This is a genomic window from Deltaproteobacteria bacterium (assembly GCA_022340465.1).
Lineage (GTDB): Bacteria > Desulfobacterota > Desulfobacteria > Desulfobacterales > B30-G6 > JAJDNW01.
Genome location: JAJDNW010000089.1, coordinates 1 through 21928, shown reverse-complemented (window position 1 = coordinate 21928; position 21928 = coordinate 1). Strand labels below are relative to the sequence as shown.

Annotated in this window: 17 protein-coding genes; 4 read left to right on the top strand and 13 right to left on the bottom strand. The window is 51.9% G+C overall.

All coding sequences use genetic code 11. The features are described 5' to 3' along the window. Positions 1-1412, top strand: a 1412-nt coding sequence (locus LJE94_13670) for a GAF domain-containing protein (GenBank protein ID MCG6911159.1), incomplete at its 5' end; no start/stop codon positions are given. Here LJE94_13670 and LJE94_13665 read toward each other — a convergent pair. From LJE94_13665 to LJE94_13655, 3 genes are all read right to left on the bottom strand, one after another. Further along, positions 1402-2178: an acyl-CoA dehydratase activase gene (locus tag LJE94_13665; GenBank protein MCG6911158.1), complete on the bottom strand. Its 777-nt coding sequence runs from the start codon at positions 2176-2178 to the stop codon at positions 1402-1404. The two genes, LJE94_13670 and LJE94_13665, sit on opposite strands and share 11 nt — an antisense overlap. Before the next feature lie 216 nt (positions 2179-2394). Further along, complete coding sequence (locus tag LJE94_13660) at positions 2395-3618, bottom strand: 2-hydroxyacyl-CoA dehydratase family protein (GenBank protein ID MCG6911157.1); 1224 nt, start codon at positions 3616-3618, stop codon at positions 2395-2397. A gap of 271 nt (positions 3619-3889) precedes the next feature. Next, positions 3890-5011, bottom strand: coding sequence for a 2-hydroxyacyl-CoA dehydratase family protein (locus LJE94_13655; GenBank protein ID MCG6911156.1), 1122 nt, complete (start codon positions 5009-5011; stop codon positions 3890-3892). 711 nt (positions 5012-5722) lie between these two features. Here LJE94_13655 and LJE94_13650 point away from each other — a divergent pair. Together LJE94_13650 and LJE94_13645 are read left to right on the top strand one after the other, a co-directional pair. Next, on the top strand, positions 5723-5863 hold the full coding sequence (locus LJE94_13650; protein ID MCG6911155.1) for a DUF2080 family transposase-associated protein: 141 nt from the start codon (positions 5723-5725) through the stop codon (positions 5861-5863). Between the two features lie 28 nt (positions 5864-5891). Then, positions 5892-6326 (top strand): GNAT family N-acetyltransferase, encoded by a 435-nt coding sequence (locus tag LJE94_13645; protein ID MCG6911154.1) that lies wholly within the window; start codon positions 5892-5894, stop codon positions 6324-6326. Between the two features lie 44 nt (positions 6327-6370). Here LJE94_13645 and LJE94_13640 read toward each other — a convergent pair whose 3' ends face one another. The 9 genes from LJE94_13640 to LJE94_13600 all read right to left on the bottom strand — a co-directional run bounded on the left by LJE94_13640 (position 6371) and on the right by LJE94_13600 (position 19298). Next, complete coding sequence (locus tag LJE94_13640) at positions 6371-7240, bottom strand: CoB--CoM heterodisulfide reductase iron-sulfur subunit B family protein (GenBank protein ID MCG6911153.1); 870 nt, start codon at positions 7238-7240, stop codon at positions 6371-6373. After that, a complete protein-coding gene (locus LJE94_13635) occupies positions 7237-7800 on the bottom strand; it encodes a 4Fe-4S dicluster domain-containing protein (protein ID MCG6911152.1) in 564 nt (187 codons plus the stop codon). The genes LJE94_13640 and LJE94_13635 overlap by 4 nt, the downstream gene beginning before the upstream one ends. Positions 7801-7803: 3 nt before the next feature. Further along, positions 7804-8646, bottom strand: coding sequence for a hydrogenase iron-sulfur subunit (locus tag LJE94_13630; GenBank protein MCG6911151.1), 843 nt, complete (start codon positions 8644-8646; stop codon positions 7804-7806). 49 nt (positions 8647-8695) lie between these two features. Further along, on the bottom strand, positions 8696-11815 hold the full coding sequence (locus tag LJE94_13625; protein MCG6911150.1) for an FAD-dependent oxidoreductase: 3120 nt from the start codon (positions 11813-11815) through the stop codon (positions 8696-8698). A 103-nt stretch (positions 11816-11918) separates the two neighbouring features. Then, on the bottom strand, positions 11919-12461 hold the full coding sequence (locus LJE94_13620) for a (4Fe-4S)-binding protein (protein MCG6911149.1): 543 nt from the start codon (positions 12459-12461) through the stop codon (positions 11919-11921). Positions 12462-12577: 116 nt separating this feature from the next. Next, a complete protein-coding gene (locus tag LJE94_13615) occupies positions 12578-14548 on the bottom strand; it encodes an aldehyde dehydrogenase (GenBank protein MCG6911148.1) in 1971 nt (656 codons plus the stop codon). 280 nt (positions 14549-14828) lie between these two features. Then, on the bottom strand, positions 14829-15545 hold the full coding sequence (locus LJE94_13610) for an AAA family ATPase (GenBank protein MCG6911147.1): 717 nt from the start codon (positions 15543-15545) through the stop codon (positions 14829-14831). 217 nt (positions 15546-15762) lie between these two features. Next, on the bottom strand, positions 15763-16668 hold the full coding sequence (locus LJE94_13605; GenBank protein MCG6911146.1) for a DUF3786 domain-containing protein: 906 nt from the start codon (positions 16666-16668) through the stop codon (positions 15763-15765). Between the two features lie 347 nt (positions 16669-17015). Beyond that, entirely contained in the window at positions 17016-19298 is a 2283-nt protein-coding gene (locus tag LJE94_13600; protein ID MCG6911145.1) for an RNA-binding transcriptional accessory protein, read from the bottom strand. 239 nt (positions 19299-19537) lie between these two features. Between LJE94_13600 and LJE94_13595 the strand changes: the two genes are divergently transcribed. Next, positions 19538-20305 carry a TIGR04211 family SH3 domain-containing protein gene (locus tag LJE94_13595; protein ID MCG6911144.1) on the top strand — a complete coding sequence of 256 codons (768 nt, stop codon included), beginning with the start codon at positions 19538-19540 and terminating at the stop codon, positions 20303-20305. Here the strand turns inward: LJE94_13595 and serA are convergent. Next, a complete protein-coding gene (gene serA, locus LJE94_13590; GenBank protein ID MCG6911143.1) occupies positions 20302-21882 on the bottom strand; it encodes a phosphoglycerate dehydrogenase in 1581 nt (526 codons plus the stop codon). The two genes, LJE94_13595 and serA, sit on opposite strands and share 4 nt — an antisense overlap. Between the last annotated feature and the right edge of the window lie 46 nt (positions 21883-21928).

The following is a 21928-nucleotide window of genomic DNA, read 5'->3' as shown; positions in this document are numbered from 1 at the left end:
CTTTTCGCACAGAATACCTCGAAAAAATAAACCTTTCCAACACGATCGAGGTCCAGGGAAATGCTGCCAAGGAGCTTGTCGAGGAGATAGATATACGGCACAACCATGCGCTTTTGGTACAGAAAATCGGCCAGATTACCTCAACCATTGTGGATATCGATCAACTGACTTGGAGCGTCGTCGACATCATCAAAGCCCACCTGGATTTCGACCGGGGATTGCTGTTGCTGTCAACTGAAGACAGATCGCATCTGTATTACCAGTCCGGATACAGGTACACGGAACCGGAGACGACCTTTTTGCATGAGCTTTCCATTGACCTTGAAAAAGCACCCAGCAATGAGATTCTCGCCAAAGCCTTTAACAACCAGCAGCCCTACCTGATAAACGATCTCTCCGAATTCGGCCGGACGCACGACCTGGATCTTTCCTTTTTTGAAAAACTTCGATCGGCAGCCGTCATTTGTATTCCCATCATTTATAAAAAGAAAAGTCTGGGAATTTTAGCCCTCGACAACATCGAGTCCAAAAGAATGTTGGCAAAAAGCGACATGAGTCTGCTGATGGGAATCGCCTCGCAAATTGCCGTAGGCATCAATAACACGATATCTTTTAACCGTTTGCGCGAGAGCGAAAAAGAGCTGCAGGTTTCACGGGACGAGCTCGAATTGCGCGTTGATGAGAGGACGGCCGAACTCAAACAGGTCAACAAAGAGTTGCGGCTGGAAATCGAAGAACGCGAAAAAACCGAAAAAAGGTTAAGGGCCACCATTAAGGAAAAAGAAATTCTCATGCGAGAGGTTTACCACCGGGTTAAAAACAACCTGCAAATTATCGCCAGCCTCCTCGAAATGACCAAAAGGAGAGCCCGGCACCCGGAAACCAAGGACATGCTTTCCGAAGCGCACGCCAAAATCTACACCATGTCGCTTATCCACACCCAGCTATACCAGAGTGACCGCGTCGACCAGATCAACATGGGGCGAAACCTCCACAACCTCGTGGACCACCTGGCGCAGCTTTACGGTCAAAACCGCTTTGTGAGGACCGAAATAGACACCGAGAGCTTTTATCTTTCCGTCACCCAGGCCGTTCCCTGCGCCCTGGCCCTCAATGAAATCATCTCGAACGCCTTTAAATATGCATATCCCGGCCAGCAGTCGGGCAAGATTGAACTTTCTCAAAAAATCTCAGCCGACGACATGGTGTGCATTGCCGTGAAAGATTACGGGAAGGGCATCCCGGATTCCGTGGATATCGAAAATACGGACACATTGGGAATTAAGCTGGTGAGGAATCTGATTCTGAAACAGTTAAACGGGGAGCTCGTTATCAACAACCGGCAGGGAACGGAAATATTGATTCGATTCAAAGCGCAATCTGAAGACGAACAACCCGTTCCTAAACTTTGAAACGTTCCGTTGCCAACAGGGCCGCCCCGATCGCACCGATCACCTGTGCGTATGGAGAGACGTTCAAAGGCATACCTATTTTTTGCTCGAGCATGCGGACAAGCCCTTTGTTTTTAGCCACCCCGCCGGTCATCATGACGTCGGGTTGAAAATTCAATCGCCCGGCCATGGCAACGACCCTTGACCCGATGGATGCGTGGATCCCGGCAACGATATTTTCCCGCGGCTCACCCTTTGCGATCAGGGAAATAACCTCGGATTCAGCAAACACGGTGCACAGGCTGCTGATACGGGACGGCTTTTCGGATTTCAACGCCATGTCTCCCAAAAGGTCCAATTCCAGTTCAAGGGCCCTGGCCATGACCTCCAGAAACCTTCCCGTACCGGCAGCGCACTTGTCATTCATGGCGAAGTCCAGCACCTTCCCTTGACCGTTGATCACCATGGCCTTGCTGTCTTGACCGCCGATGTCGATCACCGACCGTATCCCGGGATCGAGAAAGTTTGCCCCGGCCGCATGGCAGGTGATCTCCGTCACACTTTTGTCGGCAAAGGTGACATTTTTACGCCCATAGCCAGTGGAAATGACGCCTTCCACCTGATCGTGCGAGCGACCGGATTCGGCCATCACGGTTTTAAAAATCTTTTCCGCCGCCGCCCTGGCGTCATAACCCGTCTGGCACACCCCCGAAGCCATCAACTTTCCATCCGCGATCACGGCCGCCTTAGCGGTTATAGAGCCAACGTCAATACCAACGGTTATCATCATGTCACCATATTTTGTTCCTTGCGTTTCTTGTGTTTGTTGAGTTAATGGCAAACCCACAAACCCGCTAACCCAATGAACCCTATAAACCCATTAACCCATTAACCCAAGTAACCCGCTAACCCAATGAACCCTATAAACCCATTAACCCATTAACCCAAGTAACCCGCTAACCCAATGAACCCAAAAAACCCAATAAACCCAAAATTGTGAAATCTATTTGGCCGCGATGACCTCCATGAAGGCATCGATGCGCGTTTCGATTTGACTCTCCGAGAAACTGCGCTCATCCACGATGTCCGCCTCGATCATCAGGGTCGGGACGCCCGCCCTTTCCTGAACGATCTTTTGGGTGTCATACTGGCCCAGTGAATAGGGTTTACAGCTTCGATTCGAATGCATCACGACGCCGTCGACCCCGTACTTTTCAATCATTTTCAGAACGTTTTCCGCCATCTGGTCGACCCCGATATTCAGGTAAATGCGCGTATAGGTTTCGGCAAAGCTGTCCATTAAGTTTTCCTCGTCGACGTAAGCCATCATGCCGGACCATGCCGACGTGTAGGTATCCGCCACCAGGCAGGCGCCATGCGAAGCGAATTTTTCCGATAGCCACCGCGTTTTGAACCACACTGGAATGTTGTCCCACAACAGGCGATACTTTTCTTCCGGCACGGCGGAGACCCCGTCGGCAATGCGCTGGTTCATCTCGTCAAGCAAGGTCTTGTAATAATCCACCGTCACCTGAGTCCCCCTCAGCGTAACGATCAGGGCCAGGTGAATGAAGGCGTCAAAAGCACTCATGGGTGACGGTTTGTGCAGGGTGGTGTCCAGGACGGCTTGCCACATCCGCTGCCCCTCGAGCGACAACCTGCCAACCTCCTGGAATCGATCGTAATCGAACTTCTTGCCGCCGTTTACCTCTAAAAACTCAATGTATTCATTCAGTTGCGCCGCCACATAATCCTTGACTTCCTTTGAAAATCCAGTATGGCACACGGGGGTGTCCAAGATAAAAAGAGGCACCTGAAAGTATCGCGCCTGTACCTCGTACCACTTCAGGACCGTGCCGCAGATGTTGTTGCAGCACACCAACATGTCCGGACGGGGCAGCCCCCCTATGGGTCCCCCGTTAATGGGCGCGCAGGCGATATCCGCCATTGCATAGGAGCAAAGATCGCGGGAGTAGCCCATCTGCTCCGCCTTTTCGCACAGAGTCGTTCCCATTTTGGACGCACCGATCATGGCGCCGTGGTTTTCCGGGTAAACGGGGATCACGTCCATGGCGATCAATGGTTCCACCGGCCCCCCGCTTGTTATCCAGGCAACCTTTTTGCCTGTCTGCTCAGCGGTTTTGGCCTCGATATAGTAGTTGGTCATGATCTCTTTCATCTTCTTGACCGACTTTATTTTTCTCTTTTCCTTTTCAATATCAGGCATGTCCCTTTTTCCTAACCCGGTTAAACCGGAAAAGATAAAGATCATTATCCACGAAAACACGAAAAGCCAAAAACACGAAAAAAACCATGAAAATTTTCGTGCTTTCGTGATTGGTTTTATTTTTTTCCATCTCTGAGATCTCAGCGTGCTCGAGCGGAGCAGGCGAGAGATAAAAACATCTCGCACAGCTTGCTGTTCGTCTATGATGTTTTGAAGACGAGGTGTGGCATAATAGCACCCAGCTTGCCAGCATCAGGGTATAATGGTCCGTTTACAACATTTCAATGAATGCCTCGCACCGGGTTTGAAACTGCCCTTCCGACGGGAATGCGCCCTCTATTTCGTACAGCATGCTCGGTATGCCCTCCGCATCCAGCATCGCCTTCAGGTACGGGTAGTCGAAGGCGTGGGGGTCGCAAAATTTCAGATAAATGAAGGCGACACCGTCCGCCCGGCCTTCCCTGACCATCTGAACCAGCCGTTCTCCCCGCTTGTAAAGGCCGGCATGCTTCGCGGGGCATATGGCCCGCTCCAGGTACCTGTCGGCAAGGGCGCCAAAGATCTCTTTCCCGGTGTCCACCCCGCCATCCGCATAACGCGTTCCCGTGCAAAGGTCGTCGTCCACGACGACACCACCGGCGCTCTCAATAATGTCGAACAGGTCCGGCATGTTGCAGAGTCCACCGGCGAGAACGATTCGCTTCCGCCCGGCTTCACCGGCTCTTTTCCGCTCTGCGATTTCATTTTTCAGGTCGGTCAACAAGCCCAAGGCATCGTAGCGATCCATCACCATACACCCCTTGGTGACAGCGAGCAGGTCGCTTCCACCTATCGATCCGGGCGCCGTCCTGCGCAACTTGTATATGTCTCGCAACGCTGTCCGCAAGCCGTTGTAGACTTCCGATGCGGCTATGAGCTTTTCTTCCGATATGCACGCCCCCGTGACCGTTTCCAACTCCTTCCTGAAGCGCTTCAACACCGCTACCATGTAGGTTTTAGCGCTCGCGCCCTCGAGTTTCACGGGCATGACCACGTCCAGGTGAAAAGTCAGGCTCGCATTCATGCGCCACATGTCCGAAAGCCGCTGAATGGAATCACAGGTGTGCGGAAACACGGTCCCATCCAAAAAATCCAGGTGTCCGCCGAGCAAATCCTCCATGGCGCTCCTCACCAGGCTGCAGCTGTAAGCCTGCAGATGTGAATCCGCCAGCCGTATCTGCCTGTCCGAGCCGGTTAACCTGTACGGCAGGGCACCTGCAGCCAGCATGACCTCCTCGGGGGCATATGAACAAAAATAGCCGATAACATGCCTGTTTGTTTTCTCTTTCCAGTCTCTTGCGTATGCTTCAGGATCTTCGGCGACCGCTTGAAACATTTTTACCACTCTGTTCATATCTCTGCTCCAACCTCCAATCACTGTTACAGGGGCTCCAAAGCTGACCAACTCTTTAAGCGCTCGGTCCTAATATTACAGGCTCCTCCGGGAGACGCGTACGTTTGCATCGATCCCCGCCTGAAAACCGTCTTTGAATGGTTACTGAAAAGGATCCGAGGAATGAGTTCATAGCTGATAGGTCATGGCCCATGGCATGCTATCCGCTATGGCCCATGAGCTTTGGACCTCTGGACCCCATTTAAACGTACGGGTCGATCGCCTCTTATTACGCCGGCAGTAAAGAATCAAGAGTATTATAATCCGTTGAAAATAAATAAAATTACCATGCCCCTAAAATTTTGAACCGCTCAGCTTACTATTAAACGGTTCCGTATCGTTATTGAGGTGCTCTATTTTATCCATGAAAAAAAATCAACAAAACAAATGCCCCGGGCCCGTGGACCGGGGCATTTGCTTTGCTACGTTGCAGCTAAATTACAGCTATTTAATCTTGACCCGAATCTATATTGATGATATTCACCACCAATCCGTTAGAAATAATCACCGAAGTTGAACGTATTCCTCTCCCAATATTCTGTGCAATGATACATCATCTGGGAAATGCCGTATTTCTAATGGGATTGAACCGCAGACACTACCGCTGAAAAAGGGTTCTGACAAATGACACTTGAAAACAAAATATCGGACGATCAGACCGTCGGAAGAGAAATGACCCCAAGCAAGGTCAAGTTTGAAATTTACGGCGAAGAAATGATCGAAAAAAAGGTCAAATCAAGCGGCAACAGCGGCAGGGTCTATCTTCCGCCCAACTGGGTCGGGCATCAGGTTAAAATCATCAGAATCGATTAACCGTTTAATCAGGCAAAGGATCTATTCTGTGGAAGATCTACTCATAAGGGAACTGGAAATCAAGGATGTAGACGAAATCAGTGATATTTACGGAGATATCATTCAAAAACCGGTCAAACCTGATTTCAAAAAGCTCATTCAAAGACATGCCGAACGCAATGAAGATCTTTGCTTTGTCGCCGAAATCAAAGGAAAGATCGTCGGCTTTATGGTTAGCTATATCCTGACGCTGGGGTTCGGCATTGAAAAAAGCGCCTGGATTGCCACCCTAGGGGTAAAGCCTGAATATATGGGCCAGGGCGTCGGAAAAAAACTGGGAGAAAAACTTTTCAGTTATTACGAGGCCCTGGGAATCGAAAACGTCTACACCTCCGTTCGCTGGGATTCCACCGACCTTCTATCTTTTTTTAAAACCCTCGGCTTCGACCGCAGCGATTTCATTAATCTGAGAAGAAAAATCTGAATCTAATAATTTATTCCAAATTAGTAGTCAACGCGACTTGGTCGCTATTTTTTCACTTTCTCAAAAACTTTTTCCGCATCTGTCAGATGTTTATGAAGATATAGTTCCGCGGGTGAAATCCCGAAGCTGTAACCCAGAAACTGTGTGAAATACAAAATTGGCATCTGAGGATGGGTGCCGAACTTCTTTTCCATATCATCCTGACGCGTATCCAGATTGGCATGACACATTGGGCATGCCACGGCAATAGCATCTGCCCCTGCCAACTTGGCTTCCCGTATCACGTTGTGGCTTAAATTCACCACAATGTCCGGTTTAGAAAGAGCAAAGGAAGCGCCGCAGCACTTCGTTTTGTGCGGCCAGTCAACGGTGGTGATGCCGGTAGCTCTGAGTACATTGTCCATGGACATCGGGTATTCGGCAACATCGAATTCGGTCACTTTCGGAGGCCGGGTTAAAAGACATCCATAATAACAGGCCACTTTGAGTCCTCTAAGATTTCGTTCCACAAGCGCTGGTATTCGGGAAATCAAAGGTTCCTGATCAAAGATCGTTAGGGGGTGGATCACCCTGGCCTCATCGTTGCAATCCTTATGAATCACTTCCACCACTTCTCTTTTGATCTTTTTATCCGTTTTTATGCTGTGCTGAGCTATTTTGAACCTGGAAAAACAGGCTGCACATGGGATTATAACCTCTTCCAACTCCATCTCGGGCAGAAGTGCTAGATTGGCCATTGGCAATGCGATTGCCATCAGTTGGGAAAGGTTGTGAGCAGCACTGGCTCCGCAGCAAACCCATTTGTCAAGTTCAACCAGCTCAACGTCCAGCTTATTGCAAACGACTTTTAATGATTTGTCAAACTCTTGTGCCGTCGAGTGAAGTGAGCACCCCGGATAATAACCGTATTTCATGCCTTTTCCTGCTTTTTCACGCGTTTTATTATTTTGCGCACGGTTCGGCCGCCTTCAAACCTGGGAAAAAGATTGAACTTGTCCTTTTTAAGCATCTTTATCCCCATTGCCATGTCTTCTGTAAATTTTCCTGTCTTCAGTTTAAGCATGCCAACCATACCCAATTCATAAAGACGCCCAAACCAATTCACGTTTTGGACAAAGCTCTTGTTGAATTTTAGTACATCCGGGATCTGCGGTTCCTTTCCGTCGCGATACATCAGAATTTTTATGGTATTCATGGTCTCGGCGATATCTATATCCTGAGGACAACGGGTACTGCAAGTTAAGCATGAGGCGCACAACCACATCGTTTTGCTTTTGTAAACGACCTCCGTTAGTCCGAGCTGAATGGCGTGCATAAGCTGTGTGGGCACAAGATCCATCGCATATGCAACGGGACAACCGGTAGCACATTTGCCACACTGGTAGCAGTAGTTGACGTCTACGCCTCCCACCGCACAGACGAGATCCGTGAGCTTAGAACCGCTCTCATCTAATTTGATCGCCGCTTCAGTCATGGTCTAGGCAGCCTCCTTCTTTTTCTTCTTTTTGACAACGGCTCTCTGCCCTTCAGGAGGCGGCGGAGGGGCTGGTTGTCCGACAAGTTTTATTATGGCCGAAAACTTGGTCGGGCAGACGTCGAAACAAGTTCCGCATTTTATACATTTGTCCTGGTCAATTACATGTACCTCCTGCTTTGCGCTGACAATCGCTTCAGCAGGACATCTTCTTGCACAAATCATACATGCCTGACACTTATCAGGTTCAATATAATATGTCGGCGCTTCACTAAACAGTTTCGCTATTTCATCTGCGGTAAAATAGCCTTCATATTGATCCTGATGTAAGCGGTTCGTCAACTTCTCTTTTGTCGCTATCTTTATATAGGGGACCAATTTTTCAACCCGGGCCAGCTCTGACTTAATTTTTTGATCATCCAAGCCTTCATTTGAACCGAGAGGGCCCAATGCCTTTATTTTTTCAATGAAACTGTCTGTCGATTCAACAAATACATTCGCTTCCGCACTAGAAATGAACTGCATTCTTAATCTATCCGGATCGAGGCCAATGCGTTCCATGATCTTTTTAACCAGAAGCACCATATTCATGGCAGTAAAATTGCCATGTGTCATATAATTGCATTCATTTAAATGGCAGGCACCGATAAATACGCCGTCCATTCCATTCGAGAACGCTCTGAGTACATGTGCCATGTCAACTCTTCCAGAACACATGACTCTGAGGATTCTCATATCTGTCGCATGTTGCAGTCTGGAAACTCCAGCCAGGTCAGCAGCGCCGTATGCTCACCAATTGCATGCAAAACCCAATATTTTCGGCTTGAATTTAAAATCTGTACTCATCGTACCAACCTTCCATGTACCTTTGTCGCGTTTGTGCTCAGGCTGTCATCTAGGCTGCAGAGCTTTGTTTTAGATCTACCTGCTCTTCATTTGTCAACGCGTCGATTTCTGAGATAATCTCTGCATCCGTAAAATGCTTGAGCGAAATCGCGCCGGTTGGACAGACGGTATTGCAAAGGCCGTCGCCTTTACAAAGAACAGGGTTAATGGTTACTTTTTGGCCCTGTTTGGTGTTTTTAAGATTCAGAGCACCATAACTGCACACGTCGGCACAGGCCCCACAGCCCATACACATCTTTTCATTTATTTCACACACAGACCCGGATGCGGTTACGATATCATGCGATAGCAGCGTCAGCACCCTACCGGCCGCCCCATAGGCCTGATTGACTGTTTCCTGGATAAATTTAGGATAGTGCGCCATGCCGCATAGATAAACACCATCCGTCGCAAAGTCGACCGGACGCAGCTTTACATGGGCCTCTTTGAAAAAACCGTCGGGGCTTTCGGTGACCTTGAACAATCCGGCAATTTCATCGGTTGATTTTGATGGAATAACCGCGGCAGCCAGAGAAAGTGCATCGGCATCTATGGATACCTTTTGCTTTAAGGTTTGATCCGTTACGGTAACTCTCAGGGACCCGTTGCCGCTTACCTCAACCACGGGTTGATCATCCGGTACGTAGCGGATGAACCTTACCGACTTGCCTCTTGCTTCCCTGTAATAATCCTCATTGAATCCATATGTCCGCATGTCTCTGTACAGAACATATATATTCATCTCTGGATTTATCTTTTTCAACTCAAGGGCATTTTTTACGGATTCACTGCAACAGACGCGGCTGCAGTAATTTCTTTCTTCATTTCTGCATCCGACGCACTGAATCATTACCAGATTCTGCGCATTGACAACCTTCTCATCCCCATTGGCTATCCCATTTTCCAGTTCAAGTTGGGTCATGACCCTCTCGTTCCGGCCATAGAGATATTCAGTCGGGGTGTAAACATCGGCTCCGATAGCGAGAACCGTTGCGCCGTGCTTTATCGCTGTTTCCCCCCTATCGGATGTAACCGTAGTTGTAAAATTACCGATGTAGCCATCTGCCTGGGTAATCGCTGCATTGTGATATACATGGATCAGCGGATGCTCGTATATTTTCCGGATCAGTTCATGCAGATACGCCTGGACGTCCAGGCCTTCTAACGTCGAATGGATATTTCGGGCTGTACCGCCAAGATCTTTTTCTTTTTCAACGAGATAAACTTCGTGTCTCTGATTGGCGATGGAAAGGGCTGTCGTCATGCCCGCAACGCCGCCGCCGACAATCAGCGCCGCTTTGTTTACCGGTAAATCGTATTCCTGTAATGGCTCTAACTGAGCGACCCTGGCAACCGACATCCGGATAATATCCTTTGCCTTATCCAGGGCATTTTCTTTCTCTTTTGCATGTACCCAGGAATTATGCTCTCTGATATTAGCCATTTCGAAATAGTATTGATTAATCCCGGCCTCTCGCAGCGTATCTCTGAACAACGGCTCGAGGGTTCTCGGCGAGCACGCGGCCACGACTACCCGGTTCAACCCTTTTTCCTTTATCGTATCCGTTATCTCTTTAGCAGAGTTTGTGGCACAAGAGAAAATCTGCTGTTGAGAATGAGCGACATATGGCAATTTCTTACAGTATTCAACCGTGTCGGGAACATCTATAACCCTGCTGATATTGGCTCCACAGTGACAAACAAATACCCCGATTTTCGGCTCTTCTTCGGATACATCCTTTTCTTCCGGATAGGTTCTTTCCCTGGAAAGAAAACCACGTCTGAAATTAAGCAGTTCGCCAATCTGGGAACCGGCACCGCTGGCGCTGAATACGGATTCCGGAATATCCAGCGGCCCTTGCAGGCCTCCGCTCACAAATATACCCGGCTTGGTAGTCTGCATGGGACTCGCCGGCTGTAACTTTGCAAAATCGTGATCGCTGAGTTCGATGCCGAATGTATCGGCGATGTTTTTCACATTCGCAGGGGGTGCTAAGCCCACACTCAGTACCACCATATCAAAGGTTTCTTCTATCAGGCCATCTTCAGGCGTCCAGTGCGTAATGACGACATTCTTGGTCCCGGGTATCTCTTTTTCTATGGTTACATAGCTTTTAACAAAGCGAACCCCCGGAAGATCTGCAGTCCTTTGGTAGAACCGCTCGAAATCTTTTCCGAAGGAGCGAATATCGTTATGGAAAACGACGCATTCCGCCCCAGCGTCATGCTCTTTTGTGAGGATCACCTGTTTTTGGGCGTACGTACAGCAAACACCGGAACAGTAACTATGGGCGCCTTCGGCAGCCTGTCTGGAGCCTACGCATGAAATCCATGCTATCTTATGCGGATGTTTCAGATCTGATTTTCGTAGTATTTCACCGTCATATGGCCCGGTTGCACACAGCAGACGTTCATAATCCATACTGGTGACGACATTATCATATTGACCGTAACGGTATTCCGCTTTCAACCTGGCATCATATGGCTCAATACCCTGCGCCAGGATTATGGCGCCAACTTTTATTTCTCTTTTCTCGGGTTGCTGCTTTAAATCAATCGCATCATTTTTGCAGACATTTTCACAGATATGGCATTTGTTCTCTTTTAAATACAGACAGCTCTCGTCAATATAGGCAACCAGGGGGACGGCCTGTGCGAAATAGATGTGAACGGCCTTGTTGTCCGATATCTCCTGATTATACTGGTCGGGATACGATACCGGGCAATATTCGACACAAGTATTGCAACCCGTGCATATCTCTTCCTTGATGTATCTGGGTTTCTTGTTCAACACGACGGTAAAGTTGCCCGCCTCCCCCTCGACGCTTTTCACCTCTGTGTAGGAAAGCACTTCAATGTTTGGATGCCGGCCGACCTCGACCAGTTTAGGTGCCAGAATTCACATGGAACAGTCATTGGTCGGAAAGGTCTTGTCCAGTTGTGCCATGTGACCGCCGATGCTCGGGGCTTTTTCCACCAGGCAGACCCTGAACCCCGCAGTGGCAAGATCCAGGGAAGCCTGAATGCCGCTGATCCCACCGCCGACAACCAGCACATCTGCAAAATTGCGGTTTTCCAATTGGTTGAAGCTTTGCTGCAAAACGGGTTCCGGAATCAGTTCGTTTCCCATTTATCGATTACCTCGTCGTTGGTTGAAAGTTGCACCACGGATCAATCCGCCTCAACAAAAATCATTGTAGCTTTATTGTAGCTATTTTGTAGCTGTATGCGTTTCACTTTGATTTGTCAAGCTTCTTCAATCGTGCGACGGCATCCAGGGTCTGTTCCAGGCCGTATCGATTGACCAGCGATTCCAGGCCGACTTCCAGCTCCTCCAGTTCTTCCTGTTCATCGACCTCCTCTTCTCTCTCCTCGTAAATGAGTGCATCGGCCAGGCACCATTTGACACACAAGGGTTCTTCTTCGCCCTCGCACATGTCACATTTCAAGGGAAGCCCGGAATCGGGCTCCTTGAACTCCGTTCGGGACGGGCAAGACGCACGGCAGAAGGCGCATTCGTCGTATTCCTTGCCGTCGATGGTGTATTTATCCCTGCCGGCACATTCCGCGGGGGTGTACTCGCCGGCGTACACCGGAACATATATGTCCGTATACGGCTCGCGGATTACCCGGATGCGCGACCTGGCCGGATTGTTCGAACTGTATTTCGGTTCGGCATGAAAGGCCGAGCAGATCACCTCGCAGGCCCGGCAGCCGTTGCACTTGTCCACGTCCACCCTGATGGTCTTGATGGTTTTCTTCACTTTGTCACCCACCGCTATTGTCCCCCTAGCACCTGTTTATACCCCCTAAGTCGAGCTCAGATCAGCCGACCTAGTATTGCGGCGTTCAGCCGCCGTCCCCCACAGCCGGATTTCTCTTCCCAGCCGGATCACGCGCCATGCTTTTCCTCGAGAATGCCCCTTTTTATGAAATCCTCACCCACATAATCCAGTCCCAACATCTGCAGGGATTCTAGCGTGGGAATTCCCTCTTCGTTCCATCCCTTGTAGGCGTAATAGGTGTCCAGAAGCTCTTTCTCGAGTTCCGGAATTCTTTTTTGCCAGTGGTCCTCGGGGGGCTTCTCGTCCTTCCTGCGCATCCCCCTCCTGATGTTGATGGCTCTGACCAGCGTCCGGTAGCGTTTGGCGGCCAGGGTCAGCCGCTCCTCATCCATCTCCACACCGGCCCCGTAGGTGATGAATTTGGGATAATTGTGGATGTGATACGGCGGCTTCAGATGAAACGAGGACAAGCCCGCGCACATGCCCAGGGCGTCGTCGATGTAGTGCATCTTTTCCATCCAGTCGACAATGTCACAGGTCATTTCGACGGTGGGGTAATACGGCATCGAATTCTCACCGCGCGGCTCCCAATCCAGGAAATACTGCTTGAACTTGTCGTCGGGCACCTGAAACCAGTCTTTGACAAACTTTTCGCGGTGCTCCCTTTTGGGGAAAGGCGCCTGCGGAAACTGCCCTTCGATCTGAGTGATGTTGATTTTCTCACCGGTGCAGTACATGAGAAAGTAGATGGGATTCAGCATGCCCAGTTTGAGGGGCAGTTGCTCGTGCTTCTTGATGTTGTTGTGGGCATAATCTTCGGCGCCGTTGCCGATCTCCTTGGCCGCCCAGTAGGTACCGTTGGCCAGCACATCCCCGATCCCTTCCCGGTGCACAATCCTGTCCAGCAACCAGAAAAACCGCTCCTCGTTCCCCTCCGGCATCCCTTCCAGGTCGTCATCCGTCAGGATGCCGTTCTCGTACAACTCCAGGGCAAAGGCCATCACCTGGGGAGCCGAATACCCGTCTACCCCGTATTCGGTTGCCTTCTGGGCGATGGTCAATCCGAACTCCAGGTTGGACATGGCCGCCATGGTGTAGGTCAGCTTGGTGAAGCACTTCATCATGTAAGCCGGCATCCCCGGCATGTTCAAGGTCGCCCCGCATTTCAGGGGGCAGTTGTAGCAACTGATCATCCTGGTCCGGGCGTTGTCCAGCGTCTCTCTCCACTCCACGGCCACATCATCCGTCCAAAAACCCTTGCGCCGCACGCGGGAATTGCCCCAGGAAAAATTCTCGGTGTGCCATTTTTCGTCATGGATCATCATTTCCTGCGGTGAGCCCAGGACGGATAAAATGGGGATTACCCCTGGAATCGGGTGGTCCTGCCGAAATTTGATATATTCCAGCACCTGTTGACATTCCTCCAGGTATTCGGCGGGTTGAGACACATAAATGTCATTGGTCCCCCGCACCACGATGGCTTTGACCCCCTTGTCGCCCATGACGGCGCCGATACCGCCGCGACTGGCGCTGGACCGCCCCTGTTCGATGGACGCGTAAAACACCCGGTTCTCGCCGGCCAGACCGATGGCCGCCACCTGGGCTTTGGGCTCCTTCAGCTCGTTCCTGATGAGTTGTGCCGTTTCATTGGCCCCCTTTCCCTTCAGGTGGGATGCATCCCGGATCTCCACTTTGTCGTTGTTTATCCACAAATACACCAGGTTGGGTGATTTGCCGCGGAGAATCACCTTGTCGTAGCCGGCGTACTTCAGCTCCGGCGCCCAGAAGCCCCCCATCATGGAGAAGGCCATCAGCTTTGTCTGGGGCGATATGGTGGTGACAATCGTGCGGTTGCACCCGGTGGCGGGCGTGCCGCACAAAAGTCCGGCGGCAAAAATCAGCAGGTTGTCAGGTGAAAACGCCTCGATCTCCGGCGGAACCCTGTCCCACATGATTTTTGCGCTGGTTCCCAGGCCGCCCAGGTACCGCTCGATATCTCCCGGGTCGGTGGCGACCTTTTCGATGTTGCCCCGGGTCAAATCGATTTCCAGATTGAATCCTGTTTCTGCGTACCGCATGGTCTTCTCCCCCCCCAATATCGCAGCCATGCGCCGGTGACGTCCTGATTGCCGTTTGAAACCGGTCCGTTAACCGAAATTGAAGGATGGCTGTTTTCACCGGGGACGGACGTACGGCAACCGGCAATATGGCTATAAATTAGCTATATTTTAGTTATATTAAAGCTTTTTTAGGTACTTCGCCTAAATTTGTCAAGACAAATATTTAGAAATGAATGTTCCCTTATCCAGAACATCTTCGTATGCACATGTTCTGACGCTTCGATGCCAGCTCTTCGTGTCACGAAGATAAGAATTCATTTCTGTTGTTTAAAAAATCTTTGTATATTCGATAGTATTCGGTGTCTTCGTAGGCAATGGAGGCGAGCGGCGCCCGGTTGAAATTGAGGATATCGGCCCCGGGGCAGGCTAAAAGAATGGGGCTGTGGCTGGCGATGATGAACTGGGCGTGTCCCTGGCTGCTCATGGCCCGCAAAACCGCTAATAGCTCCAGCTGACTCCTGGGCGACAGGGCCGTTTCCGGTTCGTCGAGGAGATAGAGGCCTTTGATTTTGTACCGGCTTTTGAACAATGACATCAGCGATTGCCCGTGGGATTGCGACATGAGGGATTTGCCCCCGAAGTATCTGAGCATGCCGGGGTCCGCAGCCGACCACTCGTCGAGGTTCTTGGCAAAATTACGGAAAATGTCCGCCGCAAAAAAGGAGCCGGGAACCATGCCGTCGGTCCATGCCAAGCGGATGAATCGATAGAGTTCATCCTCCCAGGGGTTGACTTCGTAGCGTGACCGCTTGACGCCCCGCCAGATGTGAAAACCGCTGCGATTGGCAATCGCTTCGAGCAGGGTCGATTTTCCGGTGCCATTTTCACCGATGAAGAAGGTCACCGGTTTGTTAAGGTCGATCTTTCCGGTCTGATGCAAAAGGTCGAGTGTAAAAGGATACCGGTCATGGGTGGGAAACTGGTCGGCCAGAATCGAAATACGGTTGAGATGCATGGGGTCTCCCGCTGCTGGTTGCATTGCAAATAAAAGCGTATTGAGTTTATGGTATTTTTTGAGTTTGTTGCGTTTATTGAGTTCGTTGTGTTTGTTGATCTAAAGGCAAACCCACAAACCCGCTAACCCAAGCAACTCAAGTAACCCAATAAACGCGCTAACCCAAATAACCCGATGAACCCGCTATCCCAATCTCCAATCATCACCAACGACGTTATCAGACATTCAAGAGTGCGTCCGACACCAGCCCCACGATCCCCCAGATGGCGTCGGCCGACAGGTGGCGTTCGATGCTTCTGTCGAACAGGATGGAGAGTTTGGCCGGAAACTCCTGGTCACCCGCCCACAGAAGATAATAGATGGGGACCTTGGGAAACGGCTTCAGGGCGAAGGCGGCGTCGGCCGTTTCCAGCGGTTCCCCGCCCAGGCGTTTGCCGGCCTGTTGAAAGGCCTTGGAATCCTCGCCGTATCTTTTGACAAGCGAGGTGGTGTCAATGGCATGCGGTCCCTGAAAAAAGTGGGCATCCTTCAAATCCATGACGCCGACCATCTCGTTCCTCAAACCGCTGTGGGTCACCTGCAACAAATAGGCAAGCGACATCAATTCCAGGTAGGGGTGCCCCCAATCCAACCACCCGTGCCCGCTGTGACGTCGCAGTCTTCTTTGCAGCACATCGACGCGGATCTCCTCGTTCAAAAACGGCATAATCACGCCGGAAGGCGGCTCGAAAACCGCGCCTGCCGCTTCGCATAGAATGGACAGATCCTTTTGTGCCAGATCTTCCCAGAAGGCGTCCGGAACGTCGACGTTTCCACCGTAGGGCGCCCGGGCTCGGGCGTTCTCCTTTCTCCGTCTTGCCTGCATCTGTAAGAACCCGTCGCTGAACGGGTAGGTTCCGCCGGTAAAATTTTCACAGGGAAAGGCGCTGCAGTCCCTCAAACAGTAGGCGATATGGTTCAAGGCCGCACAGGCTAAAATGCTGCAGGGCGCCCCCAATATCCGCTCCTGAGCGGCAAGTTTACGTTGTCCCTCCTCGCTCCGACCGCTCCCGCAAGTGGAACAGGTTCCGCGCAGGTTCAACCTGCACACGTCGCAATTTATGCCGCAGGCACCGGTAGCCATGTGTGTTCCCTAGAAATAGATTCCCCCGGGTAAACCCGGGGTCCTAACCGTTACGTCCGTTGGCCGACCAATCATTCACACCGAAAGGCAAGCTTTCGCGTGAATGCTTGGATGGGCTCATTCATCCACGGGTAAACCCGTGGTGTTCTGTCTTCGACCGCATAAATTTTCAAAATATCAGCCAAGTGAATACCCGTTTGGGTCGAACAATGTCAATACGCTATGCAAATTGTGTTTTAAGAAAATTTACGGGTCTATAACCCAACATAAGGCACAGCGATTGCCGAGGAATAATACCGCCCCGGCCGGCAGGCTTTTACCTTGTTATTGGTTATAGATCCGAAAATTTATTTTTTCAACAACTCGGCAAACGGATTGTTGAATGGGGTTTTGTTCCTTTTCCCATTTCCTGGTGAGGGCTTCTTTGCCGATGGCCCGGGTGTCGGTCGTGTTCGCTTCCCGGCCGGCTTTTTCTGTTTTGGTTTTGGACGGTCGTCTCGGCGAGCCCCCTTCATGGAAAGGGATATCCGTTTGCGCTCGAGGTCGACCCCCAGCACGGTCACCGACACCCTTTGCTGCACTTTTACCACCGTGGAGGGGTCTTTTACGTACCGGTCTGACAGCTGGCTGATGTGCACCAGCCCGTCCTGATGGACCCCCACGTCGACGAAAGCGCCAAAGGCGGTCACGTTGGTGACGATTCCCGGCAGCCGCATGCCCTCCGCAAGGTCGGAAATGGTGTTTATCCCGGGAGCGAATTCGAAGACCTCGAAGGTCTCGCGGGGATCCCGGCCGGGCTTGGCCAGTTCGGCCAGGATGTCGTTGAGCGTGGGCAGTCCCACCGCTTCGGAAACGTACGTTTCCAGCCTTATCCTGTCTCTCAGGGAACTGTCCGCCATCAATGCCTTGAGGGTGCAGCCCAAATCGCCGGCCATGGCTTCGGCAATGTGGTAACTTTCAGGGTGCACGGCGCTTTCGTCCAGGGGGTGACCGCCGCCGGGTATGCGCAGAAAACCGGCGCACTGTTCAAAGGCTTTGGGGCCCAGACGCGGTACCCCCGTTAGCTGCCGCCGCGATAGAAATGGTCCGTTTTCATCGCGGAACGCGACGATATTCCTGGCAAGTTGGGGCCCCAGCCCTGAAACATAGGTCAACAGCTGGGCGCTGGCCCGGTTGACGTCCACCCCCACGGCGTTGACACAGCTTATGACCGTGTCATCCAGGGATTGTTTCAGCATCTGTTGATCCACGTCGTGCTGGTACTGTCCCACGCCTATGGATTTGGGGTCTATCTTTACCAGCTCCGCCAGAGGGTCCATTAGGCGCCTGCCGATGGAGGCCGCCCCGCGGAAGGTCAAGTCGAGATCCGGAAACTCCGCCCGGGCCGTTTCGGAAGCCGAGTAAACCGAAGCGCCGCTTTCACTGACCATCAGGATCCGAACGTCTTCGATCCCCAGCTCCTTTACAAAAGCTTCGGTTTCGCGGCCGGCGGTTCCGTTACCGACGGCGATGGCCTCGACCCTGAACTGCCGACAGAGGGTGCGCACGCTTTCGGCAGCCTGAAGCGCCTTCTTTTCCGAGGTGTGGGGATATATCGTTTCGTGGTGGAGCAGCTTGCCCTGTCGGTCGAGACAGACAACCTTGCACCCCGTACGATAGCCCGGATCGATGCCCATGACCCTGGCCGATCCCAATGGTGGCGCCAGCAGCAACTGGCGCAGGTTGTCGGCAAACACCTTGATGGCCGCCTCGTCGGCACGCTCTTTTACAGCTAACCTCGTTTCCGTTTCCATGGACCGCGACAGGAGCCTTTTGTAACTGTCCTGAACGGCTAGCCGCACCTGCGCCGAATCGACGCCGTCCCCCTTGACGAACCGATCGCACAACAAATCGAGGGCCTCCTCCTCAGGGGGCGCCATGGTTATGTTGAGCAAATCCTCCCGTTCTCCCCGCAACATGGCCAGCACCCTGTGGGACGGCGCATGGCAAATCGGCTCCTGCCAGTCGAAATAATCCTTGTATTTGGCTGCGTCGCCTTCCTTACCCGTGGCAACCCTACTCTCAATGCGTCCCTTCGCAAGAAACAGCTCCCTCAGGCGGGCGCGCGCATCGGCATCTTCGTTGACCCATTCGGCGATGATGTCCCTGGCGCCGGACAAGGCATCCTCCTCCGCTTCAACCCCCTTTTCCGGATCGATGTAGCTTTTAACCACCCCTTCGGGAAGGTTGCCCGTTTGTTCGAAAATCTGCTGTGCCAATGGCTCCAGCCCCTTTTCCCTGGCTGCGGTCGCCCTGGTTCTGCGCTTGGGCCGGTAAGGCAAATACAGGTCTTCGAGCGATGAAAGGGTTTCCGCCGACAGCACCTCCGCCGCCAGCGCATCGGTCAGATGACCGTGCTTATCCAGCGAATCCAAAATCGTCTGACGGCGGGCATCCAGTTGCTCCAGCTGGGACAACCGGTCCCGCACGGCCGTCACCGCCACCTCGTCGAGGCTGCCGGTGGCCTCTTTGCGGTAACGCGATATAAAGGGAACGGTCGCCCCTTCGGCAAGCAGCCCGCTTACGGCGGCCACCTGTTCCGTTCCGAGACCGAGTTCCCGGGCTATTTTTTCACTATACTTTTTTTCCATAAACCCATCCTTCAACTGGCGGCAAAGCGATCGCCCCCGCCCCTCCGAAAGGTGATGGGGGGTTAGAGAAATGCAATGCTTACCCCCGGTATATAATGGCCGATGTTGTCGTCGATACGGAAATTGACAATTTTCATTATTTATATTATGTGGTTACGATTAGAACTCAAATCTCCATTGATATTTCCGATTTTAAGCGGCCGCATGCCGGACAAATTTAGAAGCGAGGAATTCCGATCATGACCTTTACAAAACATCTGCTTTTCAGCTTTCTGTTGCTTTTTTGTCTTACAGCGGTTGTCGGGGTTTCGTTACCCGCCTGGGCCGACACGCGCTACGTTTCCGACCGGTTGATTATCTCCGTGCGTGAAGGAACCGCTCCCGACGATCCGGTCGTGGCCTATCTCACCGCCGGTACGCCGGTGGAAGTTCTCGAAGAGGCCGGAGAGCACCTCCACGTCCGGACGGCCGACGGCAAACAGGGCTGGGTACGAACAAAGTTCATCCTCGCCGAGCAGCCCAAGTGGATGGAGATAAAAAATCTCAGGGCGGAAATAGATCGGCTGGAAGCACATATCGATTCGATAAATTCTCAAACCGGCCAAGACGGTGCGCGCAGTAGCGATTCCGACCAGGTTTATGAGCTTAAAATACAAACCCTTGAAACCGCCATGGAAAAAGAGAAACAGGCCTCTCAGGCCACCCGGAACGAGCTGGACGCATTGAAAACCCGGTACAGCAAACTGCTGGACGACTTCAACAGCCTTTCAAAACAGAATGCGGCAATTTCAGAAAAGAGTGACAACGCCTCCGCCCTTCTTCAGGAAATCGAACAATTGAAACAGTCCAATCAGGAACTGAAAAAGGAATTGAAAAGCATCAGGCAGTCCGGCCAGTCTTCCATGCTAACCAGCAATGCCAGATGGTTTCTAATCGGTGGCGGCGTCTTGCTGCTGGGGATCATCCTCGGGAAATCGGTGCGCCGGAAGAAGTCCTACGGATATTAAAGCTCCACTAGCTTGATACTTTCCACCAGCGGCAGGGCCTCGATTTCGTCCAGTATGTCGTCGGGGATCGGTGTGTCGGTGGAAAGGAAGATGATATTTGTGCTGGCTTCCTCGCACACGCCCACGTTCATCCGGTCGATGTTAATCTTATTCCTGCCCAGCACCGAGGTAATACTGCCGAACGCCCCTGGTTTGTTGTAATTCCGTATATAGGCGAAATACCCTTCCGGTTCCATGGACAGCTCGAAATCGTCGATGCGCACAATCTGAGGCCTTTTTTTACCAAATATCGTGCCTGCGATACGGCATTCCGTCTCCGTGGTGACCGCCCGCAACGTTATCAGATTCATATACTCATCCGAATCGGCAATGGTAGTCTCCGAAACCTTGATGCCCCTGTCCTGAGCGATAACCCCGGCATTGACGTAGTTGACCACGTCCTTCAGCGTCGGCGTCAACAGCCCCTTTAGCAGGCTGATGGTAACCGGGGTAAAATCGATTCCCTGAAAATCCCCGGCATACTCGATGGAAATATCCTTGAAGGCCCCCTCGCAAAGGCGGGCCATGAGGCAGCCGATGCGGTCGGCCAGGTTGAGATAGGGACCTATTTTACCAAGCAGTTCTCCGGTAACCGAAGGCACATTCACGGCATTCACGATGGTGCCGTTTTTCAGGTAATCGATGATCTGTTTGGCAACGGCTACCGCCACATTGGTTTGAGCTTCCCGCGTCGACGCACCCAGATGAGGAGTACAGATAACGTTGTCCCTTTCCACCAGGCTGCACGTCCCCGGTGGTTCGGTTTCAAAAACGTCAAGGGCCGCCCCCGCCACCTTGCCGGAAGCAAGGGCTTCTTCCAGATCGGCCTCGTTGACCATGCCGCCCCTGGCGCAGTTGACAAGCATCACACCGTCTTTCATCTGATCGAAGGCCTTTTTGTCGATCAGCCCCATGGTCTCCTTCATCTTGGGGACATGAATGGTGATGTAGTCCGATTTGCGAAACAGTTCCTCGAGGCTGACACTCTCGAAACCCGCCTTCTCGATCTGTTCAGGCCTGACGAAAGGGTCGTGGACCACCACCTTCATTTTCAACCCACGGGCCCGGTCCGCCACAATGGAGCCGATCTTGCCAAAGCCGATAACGCCTAAGACCTTGTTGAACACCTCCCTGCCCTGGAGTTGCTTTTTGTCCCACCGACCGGCTTTGAGCGAAGACGTTCCGCGGGGAATGTTGCGTGTCAGCGACATCATCAAGGAAATGGCGTGCTCCGCCGTGGTAATGACGTTGCCGGTCGGTGTGTTCATCACCACCACCCCCTGCTTGGTGGCGGCCGGAATATCCACATTGTCCAAGCCTATGCCAGCCCGTCCAACAACCTTCAATCGTTTGGCCGCCTGCAGAAGGTCCGCCGTCACCTTGGTGGCGCTGCGGATGACCAGGGCGTTGTAATCCCCAATAATTTCCTTGAGCTCGTCAGGAGTGAGGCCGGTTTTGACATCCACCGATATGCCTTCCTCTTCTTCGAACATCCTTATCCCGATTTCACCGAGCTGATCGCTCACCAACACTTTCATTTCGACCTCCTCATCGGAAACAGCGTCTGCTTCAATTATGACCCGG

Bases quoted from the DNA above. Each gene is read 5' to 3' on its own strand.
- LJE94_13665 (MCG6911158.1), bottom strand. From the start codon at position 2,178: ATGATAACCGTTGGTATTGACGTTGGCTCTATAACCGCTAAGGCGGCC.
- LJE94_13615 (MCG6911148.1), bottom strand. From the start codon at position 14,548: ATGCGGTACGCAGAAACAGGATTCAATCTGGAAATCGATTTGACCCGG.
- LJE94_13605 (MCG6911146.1), bottom strand. From the start codon at position 16,668: ATGGCTACCGGTGCCTGCGGCATAAATTGCGACGTGTGCAGGTTGAAC.
- LJE94_13650 (MCG6911155.1), top strand. From the start codon at position 5,723: ATGACCCCAAGCAAGGTCAAGTTTGAAATTTACGGCGAAGAAATGATC.
- LJE94_13660 (MCG6911157.1), bottom strand. From the start codon at position 3,618: ATGCCTGATATTGAAAAGGAAAAGAGAAAAATAAAGTCGGTCAAGAAG.
- serA (MCG6911143.1), bottom strand. From the start codon at position 21,882: ATGAAAGTGTTGGTGAGCGATCAGCTCGGTGAAATCGGGATAAGGATG.
- LJE94_13595 (MCG6911144.1), top strand. From the start codon at position 19,538: ATGACCTTTACAAAACATCTGCTTTTCAGCTTTCTGTTGCTTTTTTGT.
- LJE94_13640 (MCG6911153.1), bottom strand. From the start codon at position 7,240: ATGAAATACGGTTATTATCCGGGGTGCTCACTTCACTCGACGGCACAA.
- LJE94_13600 (MCG6911145.1), bottom strand. From the start codon at position 19,298: ATGGAAAAAAAGTATAGTGAAAAAATAGCCCGGGAACTCGGTCTCGGA.
- LJE94_13655 (MCG6911156.1), bottom strand. From the start codon at position 5,011: ATGAACAGAGTGGTAAAAATGTTTCAAGCGGTCGCCGAAGATCCTGAA.
- LJE94_13610 (MCG6911147.1), bottom strand. From the start codon at position 15,545: ATGCATCTCAACCGTATTTCGATTCTGGCCGACCAGTTTCCCACCCAT.
- LJE94_13635 (MCG6911152.1), bottom strand. From the start codon at position 7,800: ATGACTGAAGCGGCGATCAAATTAGATGAGAGCGGTTCTAAGCTCACG.